Annotated in this window: 22 protein-coding genes; 8 read left to right on the forward strand and 14 right to left on the reverse strand. The window is 70.7% G+C overall.

Annotated features, from left to right (window positions below):
* Positions 1–134: 134 nt before the first annotated feature.
* Positions 135–1,490: a hybrid sensor histidine kinase/response regulator gene (locus tag MKK54_RS22690; protein ID WP_244014497.1), complete on the reverse strand. Its 1,356-nt coding sequence runs from the start codon at positions 1,488–1,490 to the stop codon at positions 135–137.
* Positions 1,490–2,704 carry an FIST N-terminal domain-containing protein gene (locus MKK54_RS22695; RefSeq protein ID WP_244014500.1) on the reverse strand — a complete coding sequence of 405 codons (1,215 nt, stop codon included), beginning with the start codon at positions 2,702–2,704 and terminating at the stop codon, positions 1,490–1,492. The genes MKK54_RS22690 and MKK54_RS22695 overlap by 1 nt, the downstream gene beginning before the upstream one ends.
* Positions 2,705–2,847: 143 nt before the next feature.
* Here MKK54_RS22695 and MKK54_RS22700 point away from each other — a divergent pair, with 143 nt between their 5' ends.
* Entirely contained in the window at positions 2,848–3,531 is a 684-nt protein-coding gene (locus MKK54_RS22700) for a response regulator (protein ID WP_244014502.1), read from the forward strand.
* A gap of 47 nt (positions 3,532–3,578) precedes the next feature.
* On the opposite strand, the gene MKK54_RS22705 is transcribed toward MKK54_RS22700, so the two are convergent.
* The 5 genes from MKK54_RS22705 to MKK54_RS24585 all read right to left on the reverse strand — a co-directional run bounded on the left by MKK54_RS22705 (position 3,579) and on the right by MKK54_RS24585 (position 7,644).
* Positions 3,579–5,309: a bifunctional protein-serine/threonine kinase/phosphatase gene (locus tag MKK54_RS22705; protein WP_244014505.1), complete on the reverse strand. Its 1,731-nt coding sequence runs from the start codon at positions 5,307–5,309 to the stop codon at positions 3,579–3,581.
* 58 nt (positions 5,310–5,367) lie between these two features.
* Positions 5,368–6,204: a formate/nitrite transporter family protein gene (locus MKK54_RS22710; RefSeq protein ID WP_244014507.1), complete on the reverse strand. Its 837-nt coding sequence runs from the start codon at positions 6,202–6,204 to the stop codon at positions 5,368–5,370.
* A 192-nt stretch (positions 6,205–6,396) separates the two neighbouring features.
* Positions 6,397–6,834 carry a PRC-barrel domain-containing protein gene (locus tag MKK54_RS22715; RefSeq protein ID WP_244014509.1) on the reverse strand — a complete coding sequence of 146 codons (438 nt, stop codon included), beginning with the start codon at positions 6,832–6,834 and terminating at the stop codon, positions 6,397–6,399.
* Positions 6,835–6,908: 74 nt separating this feature from the next.
* Entirely contained in the window at positions 6,909–7,412 is a 504-nt protein-coding gene (locus MKK54_RS22720; RefSeq protein WP_244014511.1) for a DUF2721 domain-containing protein, read from the reverse strand.
* Between the two features lie 106 nt (positions 7,413–7,518).
* Positions 7,519–7,644, reverse strand: a complete 126-nt coding sequence (locus MKK54_RS24585; RefSeq protein ID WP_279597477.1) for a hypothetical protein — start codon at positions 7,642–7,644, stop codon at positions 7,519–7,521.
* A gap of 581 nt (positions 7,645–8,225) precedes the next feature.
* Between MKK54_RS24585 and MKK54_RS22725 the strand changes: the two genes are divergently transcribed.
* Positions 8,226–8,609, forward strand: coding sequence for an SWIB/MDM2 domain-containing protein (locus tag MKK54_RS22725; protein ID WP_244014513.1), 384 nt, complete (start codon positions 8,226–8,228; stop codon positions 8,607–8,609).
* Between the two features lie 87 nt (positions 8,610–8,696).
* On the opposite strand, the gene MKK54_RS22730 is transcribed toward MKK54_RS22725, so the two are convergent.
* Positions 8,697–10,856 (reverse strand): helicase-related protein, encoded by a 2,160-nt coding sequence (locus MKK54_RS22730; protein ID WP_244014515.1) that lies wholly within the window; start codon positions 10,854–10,856, stop codon positions 8,697–8,699.
* A gap of 266 nt (positions 10,857–11,122) precedes the next feature.
* On the opposite strand from MKK54_RS22730, the gene MKK54_RS22735 reads away from it, so the two are divergent.
* Positions 11,123–11,404, forward strand: coding sequence for a hypothetical protein (locus MKK54_RS22735; protein WP_244014517.1), 282 nt, complete (start codon positions 11,123–11,125; stop codon positions 11,402–11,404).
* 7 nt (positions 11,405–11,411) lie between these two features.
* Here the strand turns inward: MKK54_RS22735 and MKK54_RS22740 are convergent, their stop codons facing one another.
* Both MKK54_RS22740 and MKK54_RS22745 read right to left on the reverse strand, forming a co-directional pair.
* Complete coding sequence (locus MKK54_RS22740) at positions 11,412–11,993, reverse strand: sigma-70 family RNA polymerase sigma factor (protein WP_244014519.1); 582 nt, start codon at positions 11,991–11,993, stop codon at positions 11,412–11,414.
* Positions 11,990–12,286, reverse strand: a complete 297-nt coding sequence (locus tag MKK54_RS22745; protein ID WP_244014521.1) for a NepR family anti-sigma factor — start codon at positions 12,284–12,286, stop codon at positions 11,990–11,992. The genes MKK54_RS22740 and MKK54_RS22745 overlap by 4 nt, the downstream gene beginning before the upstream one ends.
* A 385-nt stretch (positions 12,287–12,671) precedes the next feature.
* Between MKK54_RS22745 and MKK54_RS22750 the strand changes: the two genes are divergently transcribed.
* Positions 12,672–13,613: a glutaminase gene (locus tag MKK54_RS22750; protein WP_244014523.1), complete on the forward strand. Its 942-nt coding sequence runs from the start codon at positions 12,672–12,674 to the stop codon at positions 13,611–13,613.
* Positions 13,614–13,619: 6 nt separating this feature from the next.
* Here MKK54_RS22750 and MKK54_RS22755 read toward each other — a convergent pair whose 3' ends face one another.
* A complete protein-coding gene (locus tag MKK54_RS22755) occupies positions 13,620–14,324 on the reverse strand; it encodes a helix-turn-helix transcriptional regulator (protein WP_244014525.1) in 705 nt (234 codons plus the stop codon).
* A 75-nt stretch (positions 14,325–14,399) separates the two neighbouring features.
* On the opposite strand from MKK54_RS22755, the gene MKK54_RS22760 reads away from it, so the two are divergent.
* Positions 14,400–15,002, forward strand: a complete 603-nt coding sequence (locus MKK54_RS22760) for a glutathione S-transferase family protein (protein ID WP_244014527.1) — start codon at positions 14,400–14,402, stop codon at positions 15,000–15,002.
* 98 nt (positions 15,003–15,100) lie between these two features.
* Here the strand turns inward: MKK54_RS22760 and MKK54_RS22765 are convergent, their stop codons facing one another.
* Positions 15,101–16,141 (reverse strand): glutamine synthetase beta-grasp domain-containing protein, encoded by a 1,041-nt coding sequence (locus MKK54_RS22765; RefSeq protein ID WP_244014529.1) that lies wholly within the window; start codon positions 16,139–16,141, stop codon positions 15,101–15,103.
* A 196-nt stretch (positions 16,142–16,337) separates the two neighbouring features.
* Here MKK54_RS22765 and MKK54_RS22770 point away from each other — a divergent pair, with 196 nt between their 5' ends.
* On the forward strand, positions 16,338–17,414 hold the full coding sequence (locus tag MKK54_RS22770; protein ID WP_244014531.1) for a cytochrome-c peroxidase: 1,077 nt from the start codon (positions 16,338–16,340) through the stop codon (positions 17,412–17,414).
* A gap of 18 nt (positions 17,415–17,432) precedes the next feature.
* Here MKK54_RS22770 and MKK54_RS22775 read toward each other — a convergent pair whose 3' ends face one another.
* The gene (locus MKK54_RS22775; RefSeq protein WP_244014533.1) at positions 17,433–17,594 is read right to left on the reverse strand and encodes a hypothetical protein; all 162 of its coding nucleotides are present in this window, start codon (positions 17,592–17,594) and stop codon (positions 17,433–17,435) included.
* A gap of 346 nt (positions 17,595–17,940) precedes the next feature.
* On the opposite strand from MKK54_RS22775, the gene MKK54_RS22780 reads away from it, so the two are divergent.
* Positions 17,941–18,942 (forward strand): hypothetical protein, encoded by a 1,002-nt coding sequence (locus tag MKK54_RS22780; protein ID WP_244014535.1) that lies wholly within the window; start codon positions 17,941–17,943, stop codon positions 18,940–18,942.
* Between the two features lie 126 nt (positions 18,943–19,068).
* Here MKK54_RS22780 and MKK54_RS22785 read toward each other — a convergent pair whose 3' ends face one another.
* Positions 19,069–19,416 (reverse strand): hypothetical protein, encoded by a 348-nt coding sequence (locus MKK54_RS22785; protein ID WP_244014537.1) that lies wholly within the window; start codon positions 19,414–19,416, stop codon positions 19,069–19,071.
* Positions 19,417–19,631: 215 nt separating this feature from the next.
* Between MKK54_RS22785 and MKK54_RS22790 the strand changes: the two genes are divergently transcribed.
* The gene (locus MKK54_RS22790; protein ID WP_244014540.1) at positions 19,632–22,514 is read left to right on the forward strand and encodes an EAL domain-containing protein; all 2,883 of its coding nucleotides are present in this window, start codon (positions 19,632–19,634) and stop codon (positions 22,512–22,514) included.
* The last annotated feature ends 39 nt before the right edge of the window (positions 22,515–22,553 follow it).

Consider the following 22,553-nt stretch of genomic DNA (forward strand, 5'->3'; position numbering starts at 1 on the left):
TCCACTCGGGATTATTCATAATACCGGCGCAAGGCCCACGCGGATGGTGCGCGCGAGGTCCGCGGCATGCCCCGCGTGACGCCTGCTGCCGCGCGCTCGAACCGCGACGAACCGGCCCCGCGCGGAGGCCGGGATCAGGCCAGCATGTAGGTCAGGAGCGCGCGCAGCTGGGCCGGGCGGACCGGCTTGTGGATCAGCTGCGCCCCGAGGGCCGTCACCTCGGCCTCGATCTCGGGCGAATGGTCCGCGGTGGTGACGATGACCGGACGGCGCAGGCCCGTGCAGGCCTGGAGATGGGCCGCCACGTCGAGGCCGCAGGCGCCGTTGTCGAGGTGGTAGTCGAGCACCAGGAGGTCGGGCGGTTCCATCCCGTCGGCGAGCGCCGCCTCGACGCCCGCGCGGTCGCGATGCACGGCCACCTCGGCGTCCCAGGCCCGCAGAAGGCGCTCCAGGGCATCGGCCGTCGGCGGGTCGTTCTCGACCACGAGGATGCGCGCGCCGGTGAGCCGCGTCGCCACGGGCGCCACCGGCACCGTGCGCTCCGGCGGCGTCAGGCTGGACGGGAGGGTCAGGGCCATGCGGGTGCCGCGCCCGACCCGCGAGGCGAGTTCGAGGGGATGGTCGAGGGCGACCGCCATCCGGCGCACGATGGAGAGGCCGAGGCCGAGGCCGGGCTCGCCCCCCTCCCCTTCCCCGCCACCCCGGAAGAACTCCTCGAACACGAGGTCGTGCTCGGCGGGCGCGATGCCGCAGCCGGTGTCGAGCACCTCGATGCGGCAGGCGCCCCCGCGCCGGCGGGCCGCCACGAGCACGCCGCCCTGGCGGGTGTAGCGGATGGCGTTCGAGACCAGGTTCTGCACGATGCGCTGGAGCAGCATCGGATCGCTGGCCACCACCAGGTCGGGCCCGCGCACGGTCAGGCGCAGGCCCTTACGCTCGGCCAGCGGCCGGAAGCTCGCCGCGATGCCGTCGAGGAGTTCGTTGAGCGCCACGGGCTTGACCGCCGGGCGGACCACGCCGGCATCGAGCTTCGAGATGTCGAGGAGGGTCTTGATCAGATCCTCGATGATCTGGAGCCCGCGCTCGATCTGGCCCGAGATCGCCAGCGCCTCCGGCCCGAGGGCGAGGTCGGCGAGCGCCGAGGCCGAGAGCCGCGCCGCGTTGAGCGGCTGGAGCAGGTCGTGGCTCGCGGCTGCCAGGAAGCGGGTCTTCGAGCGGTTGGCGTTCTCGGCCTCCTCCTTGGCCGCCACCAGGGCCTCGTTGGAGCGCTCCAGGCGGCGCATCAGCCCCGTCAGCTCCTCGGTGCGGGTGCGGACCCGGCCCTCCAGCATGGTGGCGGTCTGGAACAGCGAGTAGGCCCCGCCCTGCTGGTCCATGCTGCGCTCGACATGCGCCATCAGCGCCGCGTTGATGCGCTCCAGCTTGGCGATGCGCCGCAGATTCGCGTCCTCGCCCGCCGGGAGGCTCTCGGGATCGCAGGGCGAGACCATCACCTCGCGCCCCTGCGCCGTCCTGCCCCGTCCTGCCCCGCCATGCCGCGCCCGATGGCGATGCCCGTGAAGGTCTGGTTCAGGTGCATCGACCGGTACTGCTCGCCGTAGGTGTCGAAGCCGACGATATCGTAGCGCCGGTAGAGATCGAAGATGCCGTGGCGCACCTGCCGGCTCTCGGCGTCGAGGCGGCGCAGCACGCATTCGAAGCCGATGACGAGGTCGATGCCCCCGAGATCGGCGTCGAGGCGCGCGAGTTCGGCGGCGGTGGCCGCCACGATGTCGCGCGGCCGCGCCAGGGTGAGCACGACGCCCTCGTCGATGGCGCAGAAGAAGCTGAGCGAGCCGTCCGCGTTCATGCGCCGGATCGAGCGGCAGAAATACTCGCCGCCCACCTTCACCGCGAGGGGATAGGCGGCAAAGCTCATCGGCGAGAGCCGCTCGGGGTCGAGCCCCACCGCCATGGCGTATTCCCGCGCTGCGGGCTCGGCGTTGAGTTCGTGGACGGTGCGCTGCTCGTCGTCCGAGGCGGTGACCACGAACTTGGTGTCGGTCGGCTCGAAATTGTCGCTCTTGAAGATCTGGATCGGGAAGGCCGTCTCGACCAGCAGCAGCACGGCGGCGCGCTGGTGGATGCGGCCGTCGTGGAGCAGCACGGTCTCGCGGAAGGTGAGGTCGTCCCCCGCCGATCCGCCGACGAGGGGGATGCCGTCGAGCGCCCAGGCGATGGCCGAGACCACGGTCTCCTCGGCATTGGCGAGGCCGTCGATGAGCGAGAGCGCGAAGCGGCCGCCCGAGGCCGGATCGGCGCCAGCCTCGTCGCCCGTGCTCCCGAGGCTCCGGCGCAGGGCGCGCACGCTGGAGGCGGTGCGCTCGACGTCGAGATGGTCGATGGCGTCGAGCAGCGTCGAGACGATGCGGAAGCCCTCCACCGGAAAGGCGATGACCACGAGGCCGCGCTCCAGGCCGCCCGCCGGCGAGATGCCGCCCGACATGGTGCAGCCGGCGATGCCCGCGCCGGGAAAGCGGGCGATGAGCCCACGGTTCAGGGTCTCGACGTCGTAATCGGCCGAGAAGAACGCGATGACCTGCGCGACGCGGCGCGCACCGATGGCGGCGCCGATCTCGGTGATCGCCGCCTCGGCGTCGAGGGCCTCCGTCCAGGCCGTCGTGATGCCGCACAGATGCGTGCGCACCCGCGTCCCCTCCGCCACGTCGTCCCCCTCACCCGTTCGGCGCGGGCCGGGCTTGACGCCCGGTTCTCCGCGATGACACGAGTATGTCGGGCGACCGGTCTGCACGCAATGCGAGGCCGGACCGCTCCGGAGCAGGGGCGCACGCGCCGGGCGGAACGGGCATGCATCTCCTCATCGTCGACGATCATCCGCTGTTTCGCGACGCGCTCGCCAGCGCGGTCGGCCTCGCCTATCCGGACGCGACGCTGCACGAGGCCGACGGCATCGCCAGCGCCTGCGCGGTGCTGGGCGCCCAGCCCGCCATCGAGATCATCCTGCTCGACCTCTCGATGCAGGGCGTCACCGGCTTCGAGGGCCTGATGGCGATCCGGGCGCAGGCGCCGCGGGTGCCGATCCTGGTGGTGTCCGGCCTCGAGGACCCGCGCATCATCCGCGAGGCCCTCGACCACGGCGCGGCCGGCTTCGTGCCGAAGGCCGTCGACAAGGCGACCCTGACGCGGGCCATCGCCGACGTGCTGGCCGGCGGGCTCTCCATCCCGACGGCCCTGGACGTCAAGGCCCTGGCCAACACGGCGTCCCGGTCGCCGACGGCCCCGGCGGCCCGCAAGGCGCCGCTCGCCGAGCGGGTCGCGAGCCTGACGCCCCAGCAGTTGCGGGTGCTGGCGATGATCCGCCAGGGCAAGCTGAACAAGCAGATCGCGCACGAGCTCCAGGTCGGGGATTCCACCGTGAAGGCGCATGTCTCCGAGATCCTGCGCAAGCTCGACGTCATCAGCCGCACCCAGATCGTGATCGAGACCGCGCTCCTCGACTTCGACCGGATCACCGCCGGGCCGGAGGCCTGATCCGGATTTCCGCCCACCCCTCGATCGCGAGCCGGCGCGCCGAAGGCCTAGCGCGCCAGCAGGACGATGACGGCGACCGCCAGCCCGAGGGAGACGAGCTTCCAGAACAGCACCGGATCGCGTTCCAGGAGGGCCGCGCGCCGGATGCCGGGAAGCGACGGGTTCGGATGGCGCAGGTCGTGGACGAAGGCCGAGAGCGCGTCGTAGCGCTGGGCCGGGCTCGGATGGACCGCCTTGCGGATCGCGGCGTCGACATAGGCCGGCAGGCCCGCGCGCGCGGCGGCGATCGAGACATAGCGCAGGCGCCGTCCATGCGCCTCGCTGAAGGCCCGTGCGGCTTCGGCGCCGTAGGGCAGGCGCCCGGTGAGCATCTGATAGGCGATCACGCCGAGCGAGAAGGTGTCCGATTCCGGCGTGGCGGGACGTCCGGCGAGGCATTCCGGCGCGGTGTACTGCACCGTCCCGTGAACCGCCTCGTGGACGTCCGGCTCGTCCTCCGCGATGCCCGCGATCCGGGTGGAGCCGAAATCGATGATCCGGACGGTGCCGGCGGTGTCGATCAGGATGTTGTGGGGGCGCAGGTCCCGGTGCACCATCTCGCGCCGGTGGAAGGCGCGCAGGCCCGCCGCGATCTGCTCGACGATGCGGCGCACCTCCTCCAGGTCAGGCCGGGGGTCGTCGCGCAGCCACTGGGCCAGGGTGCGGCCCTCGACGTAGTCCATCACGGTGTAGAGGTGGCTGCGGCGGCGCGTCTGCGGCGCGGCTCTCAGCACGTGCGGGCTGTCGATGCGGCGCGCGACCCATTCCTCCATCATCAGCCGGCGCAGGCCGGCCGGATCGGCGTGCAGCGCCGTCGACGGCACCTTGAGCGCCACCGTGCGCCCGGTCTCGGGGTCGAGCGCGACGTAGACGTGGCTGCGGTGACTCGCGTGCAGGGTGCGCAGCACGCGGTAGCCGTCGAACGTGGTCGGCGGGTCGAGGAGCGGAGCCGGAGGCAGGGCGTCGACCCGGCCCGAGAGATCGGCCGGATCGCCGTCCGGCACGGCATCGACCCGCACCACCTGGACGGTGAGATTGTCGGGGCTGCCGTTTTCATAGGCACGCCTGACGATCTCACGGGCAGCCCGGTCGAGATCGCCGGCGTGATCGGTGATGGTCGCGACGATGGCCTCGGGCCGGACGTGCTCGTGCACGCCGTCCGTCATCAGGACGAAGATGTCGCCGTGATCGATCGCGACCGCGTGGTGGTCGATCTCAACGTGCGGGGCGGCGCCGAGCGCCCGCCCGAGATAGGATTCCCCAGGGCCGAGGACGACGCGGTGATCCTCGGTGAGCGCTTCGAGCGAGCGCCCGGCCACGCGCGACACGCGCGCATCACCCACATGGAAGATGTGGGCGATGCGCGATTTCAGGACGAGTACGGTGAAGGTGGTGACGTAGCCGCGGTCGCGGCCCCCATCCGGGTCGTGCAGGTGCCGGTTGCGCCGGGTCTCGGCGTGGAGCCACGAATTCGTCGCGGCGATGACCCGGCTCGCGGCCGTCTTCACCGACCAGGTCTCGGGCGTGTCGTAATAGTCGGTCAGGAAACTCCTGACCGCCGTCTCGCTCGCGACGTGACTGACGGCGCTGCTGCCGATCCCGTCCGCGATGGCGACCGCGCTTCCCTTGAGCGCGAGCACGGAGCCCTCGGGGACGAGGGCTCCGTGGAAATCCTGGTTGGTCTCCTTGCGGCCGCGCTCGCTGTGCTGGCCGAGGGAGAGCGTCAGAGTGGAAGCCATGCCACGGATTCCGGCGGACGGGCCCCGCGCTTCGGCGCGCGAGGCCCGGTCGCGCCGATCAGGCCGCGAGGCGGCGCTCCGTCTGGAGGGTGGTCCGCTTCGGGGCGGTCCGGACGTGGGTGGTGTAGAGCGTCAGGCCGGTGAAGGCGAGGCCGCCGACGAGGTTGCCGAGCACGGTCGGGATCTCGTTCCAGAAGAAGTAATCCCCGATCGAGAACTGGCCGCCCATGAGCAGGCCGAACGGGAACAGGAACATGTTCACCACGGAATGCTCGAAGGTCATGTAGAAGAACACCATGATGGGCATCCACATGGCGATCACCTTGCCGCTGACCGTGGTCGAGATCATCGCGCCGACGACGCCGGTGGAGACCATCCAGTTGCACAGCATGCCGCGCACGAAGATCGTGAACCAGCCGCCCACCCCGTGCGAGGCGTAGCCGACGGTGCGGCGCTCGCCGATATGGGCGATGAATTCGCCGACCTTGTCGGCCGGCGCCGTGAAGCCGAACGTGAACACGAAGCCCATCATGAAGGCGACCGTGAGCGCGCCGAGGAAGTTGCCGAGGAAGACGAGGCCCCAGTTGCGCAGCACGCCGCCCCAAGTCACGCCGGGCCGGCCATCCAGCAGGGCCAGCGGCGCCAGCACGAACACGCCCGTGAGCAGGTCGAAGCCGAGCAGGTAGAGCATGCAGAAGCCGACCGGGAACAGGGCGGCCCCGAGGATCGGAATGCCGGTCTGCTGCGTGATGCTGACCGCGAAGACGGCGGCGAGCGCCAGGATCGCGCCGGCCATATAGGCGCGGATCACGGTGTCCCGCGTCGACATGAAGATCTTGGCTTCGCCTGCATCCACCATCTTGGTGACGAACTCAGCCGGGGCGAGATAGGCCATATCGGGTCCTTTTCGGTTCGGATCTTCCGCGAGGCTCGCCGGACCACCGGGAACGGAGTCCCGACATCCGGCCACGCTCCATTGCGCGGCCCACGGCAGGCGATGCGCGCGATGCCTGTCGGGAAGCGGTTAGCAAGATCCGGACCTGTCGGGAGACGAGCCTCGATCAAAAGGCCGAGCCCCCGGCCGATCTCAGGCGGTGGGTGCCTTCCGGCCGCCGTAATGGCCGTCGACGCGCTCCCCGAAGGCCGGGTCGGCGAAGGGGTCCTCGCCGGGGCCGTGGGTCGGGGCGCCCGCCAGGGTATCGCGGTCGATGTCGACGATGTAGCCGCCGAGATCGACGCTGTAGGTCAACGCGCGCCAGGGCACCGGATGATAGCTCTCGCCGAGCCCGAGGAAGCCCCCGAAGGACAGGACCGCGTAGGCCACCTGCCCCGAGACCTTGTCGACCATGAAGTTGTAGACCGTGCCGATGTGCTCGCCGTCGCGGCCATAGGCCGACGTGCCCTCGACCTTGTTCGAGGCGATGAGGCGCCTCGTCTCGTCGATGGCGACGCCCTCGGACGTGGGATCGAGTTCCATCGAGCCGGCGGGCCGGATGCTGCGCTCGTTCGGGAGATCCGTCGGCATGTGCACTCCTCACGCGGTGCCGGAGCGGCCGGCGCCTGAGCGGACAAAGCCCGATCGCCGCGCGGGTTCCGGCCTCAGGCGCGCTCGTCCACCGGGACGCCGGTCTCCTCGGCGACCTCGGACTGGCGCCGGGCGACCCGCTGGCGCATGCCTTGGCTCGCCAGCAGCATCTCGAAGCCGAAGACCACCAGGGCGCTCAGGGTGCAGAGAATGGCGAGGCCGAAGAGCAGGAACAGGATGTCGGCGACCGTGGCGTCCCGCAGGGCGCCGACGAACAGGGTGAGGACCGCGCCGCAGGTGGCGACCCCGCCGAGCGCCCCGAGGATCACGGCGGCGTCGAGGGCGAGCGAACGCCGCCGCAGGGCGTTCATGCGGAGCGCCAGGCGGTGCTGCTCGGGGCCGGACGCGCCCTCGATCGCCTGCGAGATGCGCTCGGCCTGATCGGCGACCCGCGCCAGGCGCGTGCCGAACACGTTGAGCAGGGTGGCGATGCCGGAAAGCAGGAAGACCGGCGTCAGCGCGATCTGGATGATGTGCGCCGTGCTGTCGAGGGACGTGGCGACGGAGGCGTCGAGCATGCGTGCGATCGGGGTCCGGTGGCGCGGCCCGCGAGACGGGCCCCAGGCGCAACGCTCCGGATCGGCGCGGGTTCGGGGGCCGGCGCGCGCAGGGGCCGGCCGTGCCTCAGATCAGCCCGGCGGCGCCCCGGCTCGCGGACGTGGCCGGCGCCTCGACCGAAACGATGGCGCCGAGGCCGACGATGAGCGCGGCGGCCGCGCCGAGGGAGAGCGTGAGGGCGATGAGGATCATGACGCCGGATAGCCCGATCCTCCTTAAGGTTCGGTGAGGCCCCGTCAGGGACGACGTCCCGGAATCGGCCGGAGGCGTCGATGGCCGGACGAAGGACATCCGGCGTCGCTCATCAATTCTTGAGCGGATCGGCAAAAAACGCGGGGCGGTCCCGGCGGAGCGCGTCGCACCGCCCGGGCGAGGCGGGGACCGGCCTATCGAGGGCGCCGGCAAGCGGATCGCGCGGCGGGCGCGGGCCCCGTGGCGGGCGCGCCGCGTTCCGCGGACGACCTCCTTAACTCCTTAAGGAATCATGTCTTTGTCGATGCGGCCCGTGCAACCATGCTCTGCCTCGACGGCGGGCCGGCCCTCAAGTACAGGGTGGTGGAGACCAAGTTCTCGTGCAAGTCGAGCGCGTTTCGTCTGGGTCCCGAGCGGGCTAGAACCCGCGCCCGACCACTACGCCTGTGGATGACGGGCGGGATCGGGGCGGATTTCCCTTGGAACGCTCGCGGCACCGCTTAGTTGTTGCAGCTATGCGCTGCGAGGCCACAGGCCGTGGGCGTACCGGCGCTCACCGCCGACATCCGGAGGAACACCCCATGGCAAAGAGCACCACCAAGACTGCTGAGAAGGCGGCCCCCAAGGACACCGCCAAGGAGGCCCCCAAGGCCGCCGAGAAGCCCGCAGCCGCCGCCAAGGGCAAGAAGGTCGCCGCGCCGAAGGCCGATGGCGCCAAGCCGAACGCCCTGCAGCAGCCCCTGAAGCCCACCGCCGAGCTCGCCGCCGTCGTCGGCGACGCCGCCCTGCCGCGCGGCGAGGTCGTCAGCAAGGTCTGGGAATACATCAAGAAGCACAACCTGCAGAACCCCGAGAACAAGCGCGAGATCCTGGCCGACGAAAAGCTGAAGAAGGTCTTCGGCAAGGACAAGTGCACCATGTTCGAGATGAACAAGCACCTGGCCGCGCACCTGAAGTCGGCCTGAGCCCGGCAGCGCGTTCGACGATCCGGATCGGCGTCGGGGAGGGACCGTCCCTCCCCCTTGGCCGGCCGGCCATTCCGCCCGGTCCGGTCAGCCGCCGACCGTCAGCCCTTGCCCCCCCGCCCGGCGTGAGCGCCGCTCGACCCTGCGGGTCGCGGTCTCCTGAAGGTGGCGCTCGATGGCGCCGTTGGCGCGGGCGCGCATCGCCTGCATGGCCTCGGCATCGTCGAAGGTCTCGGGAAAGCGCCGGGACAGCCAGAGATAGGCGCTGGCGAGCTTCACCGTGCGTTCCTGATAATCGAGTTCGCCCGCGAGGTTCGCCCGCAAGGCGGGCACCGTGGCGCCCTGCGCGCGCGCCTGGGTCCAGCGCTCGAGCATGCCGAGGGAGACCGGATCGCGCCGGTCCACGGGGCAGACCGAGAACGCGAACTTCTCCGCGATCGGCAGCCGCGCCTTGTCGACGGTGCGGGCGATCTCCAGGATTTCCTCCAGGGCCGAGGGCTGGAACGGCGAGCCGGCGTAGAAGGTGGCGCGGGCGAAGTGCGCCAGCACCTCGCGCAGGCTGTCGGTGCGCATCTCCTCGGCCACCGAGGTGATGGCGATGAGGTCGGGCCGCACGAAGAACCGGGTGTCGGCGGCCGGCGCCGTCGGGGCCCCGGCCAGGGCCGCGCGGATCGGCTCCAGGCCGGTCTCGTCCACGGCCGCGACATAGCCCTCGTCCTGATGGCCGAAGCGCCCGGCGCGGCCGGCGATCTGACGGATCTCGGAATTGGTCAGCGCGCGCTCGCCGACGCCGTCCCACTTGCGCACCGCCGAGAACACCACGCGCTTCAGGGGACCGAGATTGAGGCCCATGCCGATGGCGTCGGTGGTGACGAGGACATCGGCCTCGCCCGCGCGGAAGCGCGCGGCCTCGGCCCGGCGCACCTCCGGCGAGAGCGCGCCGTAGATCGTCGCGACCCTGTGCCCGGCCGCGACCAGGATCTCGCGGTTCTCGTGGACCGCCCGGCGCGAGAAGGCCACCACGGCATCGCCCGGCGCCACCTCCTCCAGGGGCACCGGCGCCTCCTGCAGCACCAGCGGGGTCTTGCGCACGAAGGTGACCACCTCGAGCGACTCGTCGGCGGCCTCCGCCGCGCGTCGCACGGCCGCGAGCGCGTCGTCCGAGCCGCAGACCACCACGGTGCGGGCGGCCACGCCGAACAGGGCGTTGGTCCAGGCCCAGCCCCGGTCCGGATCGGCGATCATCTGAATCTCGTCGATCACCGCGACGTCCACGGGCCGGGTCAGGTCGGCGGTCTCGATGGTGCGGGCGGTGTGCGTGGGGTCGAGTTCCCCCAGAATCTCCTCGCCCGTGACCATGCCGGCGCGCAGGCCGCGCTCGGCGAGCGCCTCGTAATTCTCGAGGGCGAGGAGGCGCAAGGGCGCGAGGTAGGTGCCCGTCGGGGCGGCGCGCAGCATCTCCAGGGCCGCGTAGGTCTTGCCGGAATTCGTCGGGCCCATGTGGAAGACGATGCGCCGGTTCAGGCGGCGCGCGGCGGTGAATTTCTCGATATAGGCCCCGAACCCGACCTGATCGCGCAGGCGGCGCAGGCGTGAATCCTCGCGCGCCACGTTGCGGGCGCGGGCGCGCACGCCCTTCAGGGTGTCGGTGAGCGACTGGTTCAGGTTCGGCGAGAGCAGGAAGGCGCGCGAGCGCAGCGAACGGTCGAGGTGGTCGATATACGTCACCGCGTCGGCCCCGACCTCGCGCAGGTCCTCGGCCACCTGATCGCGCAGGCGCTCGACCGCCCGGCGCAGGGACTTGGCGGTCCGGACCGAGGTCTCGGCGACGGCGGCGCGCAGTTCGTCCTGGCGCCAGGCCGGATCGTTGCGGTGGGCCATGCCGGCGAGAATGCCGGCGATGCCCGTCTCGGGCGCGGCATCGACCCGGAGGTCGAGGCGTCCGCCATCGAGGACGGGGATGAGGGTCCGGATGGTCCAGGTGATGCCGCCGTCGCGCATCACGGCGGCACGCAGGGCCGGGACCGCCTTCTTCAGGGTGACGACCCCACCCTCCGAGAAGACGCGCCGCGCCTTCAGCTCGCGCAGGCCCTTGGCGACCACCGCATCCTCGACGAAGCCGCCGAGTTCGGGCAGGCCGAGATGCAGCCGCAGGGCTTCGGCCGCGACGCTGCGGGGCGGAAGGCCGAGGCGCATCGCCGCCTCCAGCAGGATCTCGTTGGTCGGTCGCGCGCGCTTGCGGGCCATGGGCCTCTCGTCGTGTGGGTCGTCAGCCGCCGCCGACGGGCGAGCGGGCCGTGCGAGGGGCCCCGGAAAACCGGCCTCCAACGCCTTGTGCTCCCCCGCACTCCGCTTCCGCAAGCCGATCCCTAGGCTCGGGCCGAACATCCCCAGGGCGTTCGAGCGGGCCGCTCGAGCCACGTTGTTTGGCCGCCGGGCCGGATCCGCGAGGTCCGCGCGGCGACGTTCGCCCCCCGGTTCGAACCGAGCCCGCACGTCAGGAAGGCAGCGCGATGCACGAGAATTCCGCCGGATCGGCCGCGTTCTGGGCCTCGGTGGCGAGCGACGTCACGGCCCGGGTCGAGCCGGTGCTGGCTCATGACGGCAAACGGCAGGACGGCACGGCCCGCGACGGCGTCCTGGATTATCTGCGCGACCTCGAGGCGGTCGCCCTGCGCGAGGGCAGCAGCCGCGAGGCGCTTCAGGTGATCGCCTCCGGCCGGCGCCTCCTCGGCGACCGCAGCGAGGTCGCGCCGGACGCGGTCGCCCGCGCCGTGCGGACCACCCTGGTCTGAGGCGCCCTCAGGGCGGCGCCCCGAGGGCCGCGCGCGTGACCGCATCGGCGCCGATATCGTCGGTGCCGTTCATGCCCAGGGTCTCGATGAGCCGGCCGCGCGCGCGGCTGACCCGGCTCTTCATCGTGCCCACGGCGACGCCGCAGATCTCCGCCGCCTCCTCATAGGTGAAGTTCTGGGCGCCGACGAGCACCAGGGCCTCGCGCTGGCTCAAGGGGAGGTCGTCCAGGGCCGCCTGGAATTCCCGCATCTCCACCCGGATCTCCTGTTCGGGCAGGCTCGTCAGGCGCCCGGCCAGGACGCCGTCGGCATCCTCCACCTCGCGCTTGCGCTTGCGCTGCTCCGAATAGAACAGGTTGCGCAGGATCGTGAACAGCCACGCGGTGAGGTTGGTGCCCCGCGTGAAACTGTCGGCCTTGGTCCAGGCGCGCACCAGGGTGTCCTGCACGAGGTCGTCGCTGCGATCGAGGTCGTAGGTCAGCGAGAACGCGAAGGCGCGCAGGGCCGGGATCGCGCCGAGCAGGAGCCCGCGCATCTCGTCGTCGGCGCCGCACGGGGTGCCGACCGGGGCTTGCATCGCGTTCGTCATGAGGAACCTCGCGTCTCGCTGCGGGCCGCCAGATCGGCGAGAAGGGCGCCGAAGCGTTCGGGAAGCGGCTGGTTCAGGACCTCCGCGTACAGCAGGCGCAGGTTGCGCCCGATGCGGCGGCGGGCCTCCGGCGACATGCCGGCGGCCTCGTCCCCCATCGGCTCGCGATCCGCCCGCCCACGGACCCGGGCCGGCGCGGAGCCGGCCGTCGCCAGGATGGCGGAGGCGGCCGTGGCGGACGCGGTTTCGCCCGGATCGGCGCTGAGGTTCGGGTCGTTCGAATCAATGGTCATCGCTGCTCATCGCTCGACGGCCGGGGCCGGAATCTCCGGAGCGCCGTCATTTCGTCAGAGGTGCTAGCGACGACCGATTTAACGACCTCTGAAAAAAGCATTCATCTGATCTTAAGCCGCGAAATGCAGGCGAAAGACCCAATTCAACGATCCAGAAACGATTGGTTACAAAGACCAATCCACGAACAAGCGCGACCGTTGAAATCCTATATTTCGGACATCCTGTCGCGAAGCTGAACAGTAAGGGCGCGATTCGGAGCGAAGGCGTACCGTGCGACGGGGCCGCCCCTTGTCCCCGAGGCCGCGCCCGTGCCTGATCCCGGAATGGCCCGCCCCTTGCGCGCGGGGCCGCGCACCGATCCCTCCTGTCCGAGCCACAGCCCCGATGAGCCTGAGCGTGCCCGATCTCGACCACGTCGTCCGGGAGATCGCCGACGAGATGCGGGACCGGACGGACCGGGGCGAGGTGGCGACCTACATCCCGGAACTCGCGCGGGTCGACGGAAACGCCTTCGGCCTCGTGGTGATCGACGCGGACGGGCACGTGGCGGCGGGCGGCGACAGCGACGTGGCCTTCTCGATCCAGAGCATCTCGAAGGTGTTCACCCTGACCCTGGCCCTCGGCATGGCGGGCGACCGGCTCTGGCGCCGGGTGGGACGCGAGCCCTCGGGCAGTCCCTTCAACTCCATCGTCCAGCTGGAGCGCGAGCGTGGCATCCCGCGCAACCCGTTCATCAACGCGGGCGCCATCGCGGTCACGGACCTGATCCTCTCGGGCCACCAGCCGCGCGAGGCGCTGGGCGAGATCCTGCGCTTCATGCAGTTCCTGGCGCAGGATTCGACGATCACCATCGACGAGGCGGTGGCCGCCTCCGAGCTGCGCACGGGCTTTCGCAACGTGGCGCTGGCCAATTACATGAAGTCCTTCGGCGTGCTCGACAATCCCGTGGACTTCACCCTCGGCGTCTACTTCCACCACTGCGCGATCAGCATGTCGTGCCGGCAGCTCGCCATGGCGGGGCGCTTCCTCGCCCATTCGGGGCGCAACCCCGCCACCGGCCACTCGGTGGTCTCGCCCGAGCGGGCCCGGCGCATCAACGCGGTGATGCTGACCTGTGGCCACTACGACGGCTCGGGGGAATTCGCCTACCGGGTCGGCCTGCCGGGCAAGAGCGGCGTCGGCGGCGGCATCCTGGCGATCGCGCCGGACAAGGCCTCGATCGCGGTCTGGGCCCCCGGCCTCGACGCCTCGGGCAACTCGCATCTCGGCCGCATCGCCCTGGAGATGCTGACGAAGCGCCTCGGCTGGTCGATCTTCGGCGCGTGAGGCCGATCAGGCCGCCGGTCCGGCGGAGGCCCCTTGCGCCAGCGCGGCGAGGTAGGCCCGCAGCAGGGCGACGCGCTTCGGCCGGAAGCTGGTGCCGGCGGTCTCGGCGGCGGCGATCCGGTCGGCGCGGAACATCCGGTGCGCCTCGCGCAGGCAGCACCAGGCCAGGACCACGAGCTTGCTGTCGAGATAGACGATCGCGAGGGGCCAGATCGTGCGCTCGGTGACGCGGTCCTCCTTGTCGGCGTAGCGGATCGTCACCGCCTCCTCGCGCCAGCAGCCCTCCCGGATCGTCGCCAGGCCGATGGCGGGCGCGAAGCGCGCCTCGGAGCGTCGGACCCGGGAGACGGCGTGGAGCAGGTGCTGCTGGCTCGCGTCCGGCAGCGTGGCCGCCACCTTGGCGAGCACCGCATCGGCCGCCCGCGCCAGGGCCGGGTCCCCCATGTGCCGCACCTCCGAGAGACCGAGCACCAGCGCCTCGATCTCGATCCGGTCGAAGACCTGCGGCGGCAGCGCCCCGTCCTCGATCAGGCGGTAGCCGTAGCCGCGCTCGCCCTCGATCCGGGCTCCGGCCGCCCGCAGGCTGTCGATGTCGCGGTAGAGCGAGCGCGGCGAGACGCCCGTCTCCTCGGCGAGCCGCGCGGCCGTCACCGGCGCCGGCAGCATGCGCAGGGCCTGGAGCAGGCGAAACAGGCGGTCCGTGCGGGGCATCGCGCAACTGACGGAAAGTGGCAGTTGGGCTCCCGTATAAGCGGGGGTGTCGAAACCGCCAAGCGGAGCCGCCCCATGCTTACCCTCTATCACGCGCCCCAGAGCCGCTCGACCCGCGTCGTCGCCCTCCTCCATGAACTCGATGCGCTGGACGCGGTGGCGATCGAGCGGGTCACCATCCCGCGCCGGGACGGCTCGGGCGGGCGCGACCCGCGCAATCCTCACCCGGAGGGCAAGGTCCCGTTCCTGGTCCATGACGGCGTTGCGGTCCGGGAGAGCAGCGCGATCATGCTCCACCTCGCCGACCTGTTCCCGGAGGCGGGCCTCACCATTCCGCCGGGGCATCCCCAACGCGGGGCCTATCTCGGCTGGTTCGCGTGGTACGCGGGCGTGGTCGAGCCGGTGATGGTGTTCGAGGCCGCCGGGCTCGCGCATCCCGCCCTCGCGGCGACCTTCCGGGACGGTGAGGCGCTGCGCCAGCGCCTGCGCGAAGCCCTGGCGGAAGGCCCCTTCCTGTTCGGCGACCGGTTCACGGCGGCGGACCTGCTGCTCCACTCGCCCTATGCCTGGTTCGGCAAGCCGGGCGACCCGGTCCTCGACGCCTGGATCGACCGCTGCATGGCCCGCCCCGGCGCGCGCTTCGCCGCTGATTTCGACGCCACGCCCCGATCCGCCTGATCGACGCCCGGCAAACGCGCAAACAGAAGAGCCTGCCGCGGTGATGCGGCAGGCTCTGATGTCGAACGAGGCAGAATGCCCAATAATTCGCCTAAGATTTAGGCGGCGGCCTGGGCCTCACCGGCGGTGGGAACCGAGGCGATGGTCTTCAAGATCTGCGAGGCGATCTGGTAGGGGTCCCCCTGGCTGTTGGGACGGCGGTCTTCCAGGTAGCCCTTGTACTCGTTGTTGACGAAGCTGTGCGGCACGCGGATCGAAGCGCCGCGATCGGCCACGCCGTAGCTGAACTGGTCGATGGCGGCGGTCTCGTGCTTGCCGGTGAGGCGCATGTGGTTGTCGGGACCGTAGACGGCGATGTGGTCGTCGAGGTTCTCCTTGAACGCCGCCATCAGCGCCTCGAAATACGCCTTGCCGCCGACGGTGCGCAGGTGCTCGGTCGAGAAGTTGGCATGCATGCCCGAGCCGTTCCAGTCGGTCGCGCCCAGCGGCTTGCAATGGTACTCGACGTCGATCTCGTACTTTTCGCAGAGGCGCTGGAGCAGGTAGCGGGCGACCCACATCTCGTCGGCGGCCTTCTTGGAGCCCTTGCCGAAGATCTGGAATTCCCACTGGCCCTTGGCCACCTCGGCGTTGATGCCCTCGTGGTTGATGCCGGCGTCGAGGCAGAGGTCGAGGTGCTCCTCGACGATCTTGCGGGCGATGCTGCCGACTTCCTTGTAGCCGACGCCGCAATAATACGGGCCCTGCGGCGCCGGGTAACCGGAGGCGGGGAAGCCGAGCGGGCGGCCGTCCTTGTAGAAGAAGTACTCCTGCTCGAAGCCGAACCAGGCGCCGTCATCGTCGAGGATGGTGGCGCGCTTGTTGGAGGCGTGGGGCGTGACGCCGTCCGGCATCATCACTTCGCACATCACCAGAACGCCGTTCTTGCGCGTGGAATCGGGGAAGTGGCGCACCGGCTTGAGCATGCAGTCGGAGCTGCCGCCCTCGGCCTGCATCGTCGAGCTGCCATCGAACCCCCACAGCGGAAGCTGCTCGAGGGTCGGGAACGCGTCGAATTCCTTGATCTGGGTCTTGCCGCGAAGATTCGGCACCGGAGTGTAGCCGTCGAGCCATATATACTCGAGTTTGTATTTGGTCATTCCGAGTCTCTCGTCCTGAAGCGATGCGAAATCCGGCACCGCTGGCGGGATTCGCAGCCATCGCTGGCTGGGGCGGCCTAAGCAAGGAGCGCGCCAGACGTTCTCCCGATCCGGATGCGGCACATGAACATCCGATCGTCGCGTGAGACTTCGTTAACGGGTTCGGACCTAGCGCTGAAAGGATCAGGAGATCGCGATGCGCAGACGGATCAGTAGCGCGCTCGCCGGCGCGGCTCTGCTCGCCGTCGTGACCGCGGAAATCAGCCGCCATCCTACGCGTGCCGGCGAGCCGGCTCCGGTGGCGTCGCCCACGTCGCAGGCCGAGCTGGCGGCCGCGCGGGACGCCTACCGGCGCGACGAGACGATCGCCCATCCGGCGGACAACCCCTACAGCCCGGCCAAGGCCGAGCTCGGCCGGCGCCTGTTCTTCGATCCGGTCCTGTCGGGCGCGGGCACCATGACCTGTGCCAGCTGCCACAACCCTTCGCAATCCTGGAGCGACGGCCGGCCACGGGGCATCGGCGAGACCGGCGCGGCGATGAAGCTGCGCACGCCGACGCTCCTCGACGTGGCCCAGAACCCGATCCTCGGATGGGACGGCAAGTTCCGCGACCTCGAGGCCGTGGCCTTCACGCCGATCACCAGCGCCAGCGCGATGAACCTGCCCGAGCGCACGCTCCTGGCGCGGCTGGAGCGGGACCCCACCTACGTGCGGGACTTCTCGCAAGCCTTTCCGGAGCGGACCGGGTCCGGCGAGGACGCGGCGGTCAGCCGTCGGAACGTGGAACGCGCGCTCGCCACCTACCAGCGCTCCATCGTCTCGGGCCAGTCCCCCTTCGACCGCTGGGTCCTGGGCGACGAGACCGCCATCGACGCCCGCGCCAAGGCGGGCTTCGCGGTCTTCAACGGCCGCGGCCAGTGCGCCGCCTGCCATTCCGGCTGGACCTTCACGGACGGGTCCTTCCACGACATCGGGGTCGGCACCGGTGACGATATCGGCCGCGCCGCGTTCTTCACGAATTCCGAGCAGTTGCGCTACGCCTTCAAGACTCCGACCCTGCGCGACGTCGCCGAGCGCGGCCCCTACATGCACGACGGCTCGCTGAGCAGCCTGGAGCAGGTGATCGACCTCTACGATCGCGGCGGCATCGCGCGGCCGAGCCGGTCACCCGCGATCCGGCCGCTCGGCCTGACGGACGCCGAGAAGCGCGACCTCATCACCTTCCTGAAGACCCTGACGGCGGATGTGCCGGGCCAGCCGCGCCTGAACTGAGCGCCGGCTGACCGCCCCTCACCGGAACAGCGGCAGGCTGGCTCCGAGGAGTCCGAGGCCGGTGAGGAGCAGGCGCCCGGACCAGAGTTCGAGGGCCTCGGCCCGGCTCGGCGTGCGCAGGGCGGCGTAGGACAGGCCGGTCCCCACCATCAGGCTCGACAGGCTCAGGGTCGCGATCATCGGGCCCTCGGGTGAAATGCTTCGGATGCTGTCCTCGTAGTCCCCCCGAGGTTAGCGAACCATCGCCGAGCGATGGCTTTCGGATGGCACCGTCATCGAATCGTTACCGGACAGTCGTGCATCCGACGAAGACTGCCGGCCGCCCCGGCCCTTTCCACGTCGCCCTCCCCGGAAGCGTTCGCCGATCCGATCGAGTTAACCATTTGGCAAGTTCCGTTAACAACTTCCTTCCGAATACGCGCCAATGCGCGTAGTTTTCATCGGGCCGGCAAGTCCCCGATCGCCGACGCTGATGACAAGGCCCCCCATGCAATCCGGAAGGTTTTGGCTCCCCCGTCCCACCGCCATGGTGACGGCGGCTCTGCTCACGCTCGCGGGCTCCACCGCCGCGACGGCCCACGTGAAGTGGTTCTGCGCCTACGACCTCGTCGGCGCGCCGCGCGGCCTCGGCGACGTCCTGTGCGCGGATTTCGAGAAACTGATCGGCCTCTCCGTGCTCGCCCTCGTGGTGGGCGGCCTGCTCGAGGGGACCGTGCTGGGGGCAGCGCTGATCCGGTCCCTCGATCGGACCACGGCCTGGGCCCGCGAGAACACGGAATTGCTGTTCCGCGCGGTCTGCGGCGCGTTCTTCGTCTCGCTCTGGACCCTCGGCGGCATCATCCTCACCCCCGAGCTGAAGACGGCCAACGCCGTCCTGCCCTGGTTTCAGCTCGCCATCGCGACGGGCTTCCTGTGGCGCCGGACCATGCCGCTCTCGGCCCTCGGCATCGTGGTGCTGTTCGCCACGGCCGTGCGGGAATACGGCGCCTTCCACCTCGCCGACTACCCGGTCTTCCTCGGAGTCGCGGCCTATATCGCGCTGACCGGCCTCGGCCGCTCGCTGCCGGGCGGCATCCGCCCCCTCGACGTGGTGCGCTACACGGCCGCCGTCACGCTGATGTGGGCCTCCGTCGAGAAGTGGGCCTACCCGCAATGGTCGTTCCCGCTCTTCGTCGAGCATCCGGCGATGACGCTCGGCTTTTCCGGCGAGTTCTTCATGAAGGCGGCCGGCGCCGTGGAGTTCGTCCTCGCCTTCGCGCTGATCTGCACGCCGCTGGTCCGCCGCATCGCCGCGATCCTGCTCGCCGCCACCTTCGTCTCGGCGATCTTCGAGTTCGGCAAGGTCGACGCCATCGGTCACGCGCCGATCATCGTCGCCATGGTGGCGATCGCCGCCGACAACGCCGCGGCGCCCTACCGCCTGCGCAACCTGGTCCTGACGCCGGTCGGCTACGGCGCCGCGCTCGCCGCCTTCATCGGGCTGTATTACGGCGCCCACGCCGTGCTCCAGGGCACGACCATGCTCTGACGGGCGGCCCCGCATCGCGGCCGAAGGGCTCCGCCTCTCCCGGGCGGGGCCTTTTCGTTTTCCAGGAACCGAACGTCTCTTAGGCGGGACCTGACGTCACGCGCCAAGGGACACGCATCCGCAGGCTCAGCGGCCCTCGACGCGGACGGCGAGCTTCATCTTGGGGTGAATGCCGCACAGGACCGCGAAGGTGCCTCCCACCGTGAAGGTCACCAGGGTCCGGCTGCCGGGCTTCAGATCCCCGGAATCGAAGCTGAATTCGGGGGAATCGACGTAGACGTGGTGCAGCAGGTCGCCGTCGTCGTTGACGATCTCGACGGAGGCGCCGCGCGGCAGGAGAACGGCGTTCGGCTGGAACGCCCGCCCCTTCTGGGACACGTGCAGGGTCGGCGGCCCGATGGCCGCCAGGGCGATGCCGCCCGTGACCGCGCCGACGGCGCCGAAGATGAAGGCCGCGAGAGACAATCTCCGCATCGTTTTCTCGCTCGTGAAGCGATGCCGGGAAGGATGACGCTTGGATGTAGACACTGACATCGAGCCCCGCGCCCGGCTTGATTTCTTCGACATCACAAGCATCCCATGCCGAGATGAAGCACCTGTTAAGGCTGAAATCTAAGGCGCGGATATCTCAAGAGCACCTTAACATCTTCCTGTCATTCTGCGGCCTATCGTTGGACGGGACAGGCTTGATGACATCTCCCGAAACACCGATCCCCATGCGCCCGCGCCGACGCGCGGCCGACACGGTCGGTGCGATGCTCGGCACGATCCGGGGCCGGATCGTGATCGCGTTCCTGGTGATGAGTGCGATCACCGGCGCGCTTGGCCTGTCGGCGGCCTCGAGCATCCGCCGGGCGGACGAACTCGTCAGCCAGACCTTCGACCGGTCGCTGATGTCGATCAACTACGCCCGCGCGGCCGCCACCGACTTCGCCGGGATGCGGACCGTCGAGGCGCGGCGCGGGCTGGCCGCCGATCCGGCGGCCCGGGCCCTCCTCGACGAGCGCTTCGCCAGCCTGGAGCGCCTCCTCGCGGAGGATCTCGAGATCGCCGTCGAGCGCGCCCAGTCGGACCGTGCCACCGGGGCGGCGCGGGCGGCCGAGCAGGCCGTCGCGGCCTGGAACGCGGCCCGCTCCAGGCTGTCCGAGACGCATCGGGACGCGGCCGCCTACGCGGTGCTCGACCGGCATGCCGCCGCCGCGGAGGAGAACTTCGACCTCTTCATCAACTACACGGCCGGCGACGGCTTCATCTACCGCCAGCAGGCGCGGGCCATCGTCGCCCGCGAGACGCGGCTCAACCTGTTCGGCACCCTCTTCGCCGTGCTCCTCTCCGGCATCGTGGCGTTCGGCCTCGCGCGCCGCATCATGCGGCCGCTGGCCGAAGCCTCGCAGGCGGCCGCCCGCATCGCGGCCGGCGATCTCGGCGGCACGATGCCGACGGCCGGCGGCGACGAGGTCGGCACGCTGCTGGCCGCCATGGGCGTCATGCGGGACAACATCCGGCACGCCATGGAGCGGGAGGTCGCGCAGCGCATCTCGGCCGAGGACCAGCTCGCCGACGCCCTCGAAACCTCCCGCGAGGGCATCGTCGTGGTCGACGAGGCCGGCCGCGTCACCCTCACCAACAGCCAGGCGGACGATTACCTCGGCTTTCCCGCCGGCACCCTGCCGGCCGGCAGCGCCATCGCGGGCCTCGCGCGGGACGCCGCCGGTCCGGGCAGCCTCGCCCGGGCGCTCATCGACGCCACGGAGGAGCGCAGCGAGCTGCGCCTCGAGGACGGCCGCTGGCTCCGAATCAGCCGTAACGCGACGCGCAGCGGCGGCTTCATCGCGGTCTGCAGCGACATCACCCTGCTCAAGCAGCAGGAAGCGACGCTCCAATCCACGAACCTGCGCCTCGACACCGCCCTCGACAACATGTCCCAGGGCCTCTGCCTGTTCGACGCCGCCGGCCGGCTCACGGTGGTCAACCGGCGCTATTGCGAGATCTTCGGCCTCGGCCCGGAGGCGCTGCCCCTCGGCCTGCCCTATCATGCCGTCGCGGCCCTGGGTGCCGCCTGCACCGAGTACCCGCACGCCGAGCCAGACGCCTTCGCGCTGGCCCTGGCCGAGACGGCCTCGGGCCGGCCGACCGATTCCGATTTCCTGCACCTCACCGACGGCCGCGTGGTGGCGGTCTCGCACAAGGCGGTGCGGGGCGGCGGCCTGGTGGCGACCTTCGAGGACGTGACCGAGCGCCGGGAGGCCGATGCCCGCATCGCCTTCATGGCCCGCCACGACGTCCTCACCGGACTGCCGAACCGGGCGATGTTCGGCGAGCGCATCGAGGACGCGGTCGCCCAGCTCGGGCGCGGCAGCCCCTTCTCGGTGCTCTGCCTCGACCTCGACCGCTTCAAGGAGGTCAACGACACCCTCGGCCATCCGGTGGGCGACGCGCTTCTGCGCGCGGTGGCCGACCGGCTGCGCGCCTGCGTGCGCGAGGTCGACACCGTGGCGCGCCTCGGCGGCGACGAGTTCGCCATCATCCTCACGGAGACCGAGCGGCCGCAGGACGCCGCCGGGCTCGCGCGGCGGATCGTGGAGGTCGTCAGCGCGCCCTACGATCTCGACGGGCACCGCGCCAGCGTCGGGGTCAGCATCGGCATCTGCTTCGCGCCCGGCGACGGCACCTCCTGCGAGAAGCTCCTGAAGAACGCCGATGTGGCGCTCTACCGCGCCAAGGCGGACGGGCGCGGCACCTGGCGCTTCTTCGAGGCGGAGATGGACATCAGCCTCCAGACGCGCCGGGCCCTCGAACTCGACCTGCGCGAGGCCCTGACCCGCGAGGAGTTCGAACTCCACTACCAACCGATCTACGACTTCCGGGGCCGGCGGATCGGCGGCTTCGAGGCGCTGGTCCGCTGGCGCCACCCGGTGCGCGGCCTCGTGCCGCCCGGCGAATTCATCGCGGTGGCCGAGGAGATCGGCCTCATCGTGCCCCTCGGCACGTGGTGCCTCGTCACCGCCTGCACCGAGGCGATGCGCTGGCCCGACGGCATCAAGGTGGCGGTGAACGTCTCGGCCGTGCAGTTCCGCGACGAGGTCATCGTCGAGGCGGTGCGACAGGCCCTGGTCCAGAGCCGCCTGCCGCCCGGCCGCCTGGAACTGGAGATCACCGAATCGGTGCTCCTGAAGGACAACATCGCGACGCTCGCGACCCTCTACGCCCTGCGCCGGATGGGCGTGCGGATCGCGATGGACGATTTCGGAACCGGCTACTCGTCCCTCAGCTACCTGCGCAGCTTCCCCTTCGACAAGATCAAGATCGACCAGTCCTTCGTGCGCGACATCACGAGCAAGACGGATTCCGGGCTGATCGTGCGCGCCGTCATCGGCCTCGGGCTCAGCCTCGGGATGCGGACCACCGCCGAGGGCATCGAGACCGAGGCGCAGTTCGACCGCCTGCGCTACGAGGGCTGCGACGAGGGTCAGGGCTACTACTTCGCCAAGCCCGGCCCCGCCCGCGACGTGCCGGCGGTGCTGGAGCGCTGGTCGGCGGGGCCGAACGGCGCCTCGCGCGCCGTGGCCTGAGGCGGGGCCGGCGCGGCGGGGCGGCGCGCGGCTCCCCGG

The sequence above is a fragment of the Methylobacterium sp. J-068 genome, assembly GCF_022829445.1.
Classification (GTDB): domain Bacteria; phylum Pseudomonadota; class Alphaproteobacteria; order Rhizobiales; family Beijerinckiaceae; genus Methylobacterium.

Excerpts from the sequence above, each read along its gene's own strand:
- MKK54_RS24585 (WP_279597477.1), bottom strand. The coding sequence starts at position 7,644 with ATGATCCTCATCGCCCTCACGCTCTCCCTCGGCGCGGCCGCCGCGCTC.
- MKK54_RS22720 (WP_244014511.1), bottom strand. The coding sequence starts at position 7,412 with ATGCTCGACGCCTCCGTCGCCACGTCCCTCGACAGCACGGCGCACATC.
- MKK54_RS22785 (WP_244014537.1), bottom strand. The coding sequence starts at position 19,416 with ATGCGGAGATTGTCTCTCGCGGCCTTCATCTTCGGCGCCGTCGGCGCG.
- MKK54_RS22750 (WP_244014523.1), top strand. The coding sequence starts at position 12,672 with ATGAGCCTGAGCGTGCCCGATCTCGACCACGTCGTCCGGGAGATCGCC.
- MKK54_RS22705 (WP_244014505.1), bottom strand. The coding sequence starts at position 5,309 with ATGGCTTCCACTCTGACGCTCTCCCTCGGCCAGCACAGCGAGCGCGGC.
- MKK54_RS22740 (WP_244014519.1), bottom strand. The coding sequence starts at position 11,993 with ATGACGAACGCGATGCAAGCCCCGGTCGGCACCCCGTGCGGCGCCGAC.
- MKK54_RS22770 (WP_244014531.1), top strand. The coding sequence starts at position 16,338 with ATGCGCAGACGGATCAGTAGCGCGCTCGCCGGCGCGGCTCTGCTCGCC.
- MKK54_RS22690 (WP_244014497.1), bottom strand. The coding sequence starts at position 1,490 with ATGGTCTCGCCCTGCGATCCCGAGAGCCTCCCGGCGGGCGAGGACGCG.
- MKK54_RS22765 (WP_244014529.1), bottom strand. The coding sequence starts at position 16,141 with ATGACCAAATACAAACTCGAGTATATATGGCTCGACGGCTACACTCCG.
- MKK54_RS22710 (WP_244014507.1), bottom strand. The coding sequence starts at position 6,204 with ATGGCCTATCTCGCCCCGGCTGAGTTCGTCACCAAGATGGTGGATGCA.
- MKK54_RS22790 (WP_244014540.1), top strand. The coding sequence starts at position 19,632 with ATGACATCTCCCGAAACACCGATCCCCATGCGCCCGCGCCGACGCGCG.
- MKK54_RS22730 (WP_244014515.1), bottom strand. The coding sequence starts at position 10,856 with ATGGCCCGCAAGCGCGCGCGACCGACCAACGAGATCCTGCTGGAGGCG.
- MKK54_RS22775 (WP_244014533.1), bottom strand. The coding sequence starts at position 17,594 with ATGATCGCGACCCTGAGCCTGTCGAGCCTGATGGTGGGGACCGGCCTG.
- MKK54_RS22735 (WP_244014517.1), top strand. The coding sequence starts at position 11,123 with ATGCACGAGAATTCCGCCGGATCGGCCGCGTTCTGGGCCTCGGTGGCG.
- MKK54_RS22715 (WP_244014509.1), bottom strand. The coding sequence starts at position 6,834 with ATGCCGACGGATCTCCCGAACGAGCGCAGCATCCGGCCCGCCGGCTCG.
- MKK54_RS22760 (WP_244014527.1), top strand. The coding sequence starts at position 14,400 with ATGCTTACCCTCTATCACGCGCCCCAGAGCCGCTCGACCCGCGTCGTC.
- MKK54_RS22745 (WP_244014521.1), bottom strand. The coding sequence starts at position 12,286 with ATGACCATTGATTCGAACGACCCGAACCTCAGCGCCGATCCGGGCGAA.
- MKK54_RS22755 (WP_244014525.1), bottom strand. The coding sequence starts at position 14,324 with ATGCCCCGCACGGACCGCCTGTTTCGCCTGCTCCAGGCCCTGCGCATG.
- MKK54_RS22725 (WP_244014513.1), top strand. The coding sequence starts at position 8,226 with ATGGCAAAGAGCACCACCAAGACTGCTGAGAAGGCGGCCCCCAAGGAC.
- MKK54_RS22700 (WP_244014502.1), top strand. The coding sequence starts at position 2,848 with ATGCATCTCCTCATCGTCGACGATCATCCGCTGTTTCGCGACGCGCTC.
- MKK54_RS22780 (WP_244014535.1), top strand. The coding sequence starts at position 17,941 with ATGGTGACGGCGGCTCTGCTCACGCTCGCGGGCTCCACCGCCGCGACG.